Consider the following 2,776-nt stretch of genomic DNA (forward strand, 5'->3'; position numbering starts at 1 on the left):
ACGGCGTCGGCCGCGACGTCGGCGAGCGCGAATCCCACCTCGGCGCGGCCCGCCGCGACCATCTCGACGTTGTCCACGGAGCCGCCCGAGGCGACGGTGACGGCGCTCCCCGGGACGCGGTCGCCGACCACGCCCGCGTACGCCGAGCCGTACACCTCGTAGACGCCGCCCGCCGCGCCCGTGGCGATCCGCACGTCGCCCTCCGGGACGGGGGGGACGTTCGCGCCGCCGCACCCGGCGGCCAGCGCGGCCACCAGCACGACGGCGAGCACGGCCGGGAGCACGGCCGGGAGCATCCGTTCGCGCTGAGTCATGTCGGCTGAGTCATGTCGGCTGTGTCACGTCGGCTGAGTCATGTCACTGGAGCGCGGCGAGCCGGTAGCCGACGCCGCGCACGGTCTCGATGACGGGCGGCTCCCCCAGCTTGGCGCGCAGGGTGGCCATGTGGACGTCGAGCGTGCGGCCCGCGCCCGGCCATGCCGACCCCCAGACCTCGATGAGGAGGCGCTCTCTCGGCACGACGACACCCGGCCCGCGGGCGAGGCAGGCGAGCAGGTCGAACTCCTTCCGGGTCAGGACGATCTCCTCACCGCCCCGGGCGACAGTGTGCGCGGCGAGGTCGACGCGCAGGTCGCCGATCTCCGCCACCGGCTGAGGCCGCGGCCGGGCCCGGCGCATCACGGCCTCGACCCGCGCCAGCAGCTCGGCCGTCGAATAGGGCTTGACCAGGTAGTCGTCGGCCCCGGCGCGCAGCCCGGCGATCCGGTCGCGCTCCTCGCCGCGGGCGGTGAGGGCGATGATGGCCACGTCGGCGCCGTCGCGGCGCAGCCGGCGGCACAGGTCGACGCCGTCGCCGTCGGGCAGGGCGAGATCGAGCAGGATCATGTCGACGGTGGGCGCGGCCAGCGCCTCGGCAATGCTCTCGGCGCGCAGCACCTCGAAGCCGTGCCGGCCCAGCGCCACGGCGAGGGCGGCGGCGACTCGGGTGTCGTCTTCCACGACAAGCACGCGCATGGTGGTCACGCCTGGTTCTGGCTGCCGACTTGCCGTTCATTGTCCCACGGCCGGGGCTCGGCGGCTCCGGAGGCGGACCCCATGAGCACGGCGATCCGCCTGCCGAGCGCTCCGGCCTCGTACGCGATCCGCCCGTAGTCGGCGCCCCTGTGGGCGAGCACCCCCAGCAGCACCGAGCCGATCGTGAAGGTGAGGAGGGCGCCGTCGTCCATGTCCACCGCGGTCTGCCGCACCTGACCGGTCGCCAGCGATCGGGCGGCGCCGGCGGTGAGGCCGGCCATGCCGTCGACGGCGGCGATCAGGTGCTCGGAGCGCTCCCTGGTCAGCGCCCCGGTCGAGGCGAGGGCGGCCCCCTCAGCGGAGACGGCGACGGCGTGCGCGACGCCGGGCACCCGGTCGGCGAACCGCGCGAGGACCCAGCCGAGCCGGTCGGGCAGCAGGTGCGAGTCGGACGAGCCGTTCACGGCCAGACCGTCGTAGATGGGCGTGCGCTCCGGGCCGGGAGCCGCGCCGAAGCGGGGGATCTCTCCGGTGATGAGCTTCGGCGGGATCCGCACGGTGGCGAGCACGCCGCCGCCGCGGCTCGACAGCCGCACGCCGACGTCATGGCGGGCGGCCAGCCGGGCGACCACGAGGAGCCCCATCGTGCCGGCCGGCCCGGCCACGGGCTCGCCGGGACGGGCCAGGCGGGCGTTGGCCTGTTCGAGCGCCACGGAGTCCATGCCGCGTCCGAGGTCCTGGATGGTGACGGTGCAGCCGGGCCCGGCGGCGTACGCGCGCACCACGACGGGGGTGTCGGGAGGCGAGTGGTGCGTGGCGTTCTCCAGCAGCTCGGCGATCAGGTGCACCAGGTCGCTGACGGCCTCGGCCACGATCGTCATCGCGGGCAGGGCGATCGGCTGGACGCGCTTGTACTCCTCGGTCTCGGCCAGGGCGCCGCGGATGACGTCGTGCAGCGGTATGGCGGAGCCGAACCGGCGCACCGGCTCGCCACCGGCGAGGATCAGCAGGCTCTCGTCGTTGCGGCGCATGCGCGAGGCGAGGTGGTCGAGCCGGTACAGCCAGCCGAGGGTGTCGGGGTCGGTCTCACCAGCCTCCAGCCGGTCGATCAGGTCCAGCTGCTTGGCGACCAGCGTCTGGCCGCGCCTGGCCATGGCCTCGAACACGGCCGCCGACTCCCGTCTGAGCAGGGCCTGGCCGGTGGCGAGGTCGAGCGCCCGGGCGTGCACGACCGAGAGGGCGCTGGCCACGTCGCCGATCTCGTCGGCCCCGTCCGGATCCCCGAGATCGTGCTCGGCGAGCTGTTCGGTCCGTGCCGTGACCGGGTCAGGCGCGGCGCCGATCGCCTCGATGGCCCGCGGCAGCCGCTCGTCGGCCAGTGCCAACGCGGCCGCGCGCAGCCGCCGGAGCCTGCGCCCGAGGTCGGCCGCCACCAGCGCCGTGACGCCGATGGTGAGGGCCAGCGCTCCTGCGGCGAGGACGGCGGTGATCACGAGGTTGGCGCGGGCCCGGCCGAGCACCTCGGCCGCGGTGGCGTCGAGCCGCACCGTCAGGTCGAGCTCGACGTCGTGCAGCCTCTTGATGGTGTGCGACGCGGCCACGTACCAGCCGTCGGCGTCGGCGGTCACCGCCCGGTTCGCGGCCTGCTCCACGGCCGCACGCATCGTCCTGGAGGCCTCGACGTCGGGGCCGACGAGGGTGGACGCCAGCCGGCCCCGCGCCCACGGGCCGGCCGCGGCCTCGAACGCCCTCAGGCGGGCGG

Annotated in this window: 3 protein-coding genes; all 3 read right to left on the reverse strand. The window is 75.4% G+C overall.

The genetic code is table 11. The features are described from left to right. The coding region (locus DQW85_RS24745) for a TAXI family TRAP transporter solute-binding subunit (protein WP_275888254.1) at positions 1–314 on the reverse strand (314 nt) is incomplete at its 3' end. 43 nt (positions 315–357) lie between these two features. Further along, positions 358–1,014 (reverse strand): response regulator transcription factor, encoded by a 657-nt coding sequence (locus DQW85_RS24750; protein WP_113702405.1) that lies wholly within the window; start codon positions 1,012–1,014, stop codon positions 358–360. Positions 1,015–1,019: 5 nt separating this feature from the next. Beyond that, positions 1,020–2,776 (reverse strand): roadblock/LC7 domain-containing protein (locus tag DQW85_RS24755; RefSeq protein ID WP_205315380.1); only part of this gene is annotated, 1,757 nt, incomplete at its 5' end.

It is taken from the genome of Nonomuraea lactucae (assembly GCF_003313395.1).
Classification (GTDB): Bacteria; Actinomycetota; Actinomycetes; order Streptosporangiales; family Streptosporangiaceae; genus Nonomuraea; species Nonomuraea lactucae.

Coding starts and splice junctions, on each gene's coding strand:
- DQW85_RS24750 (WP_113702405.1), bottom strand. CDS start 1,014: ATGCGCGTGCTTGTCGTGGAAGACGACACCCGAGTCGCCGCCGCCCTC.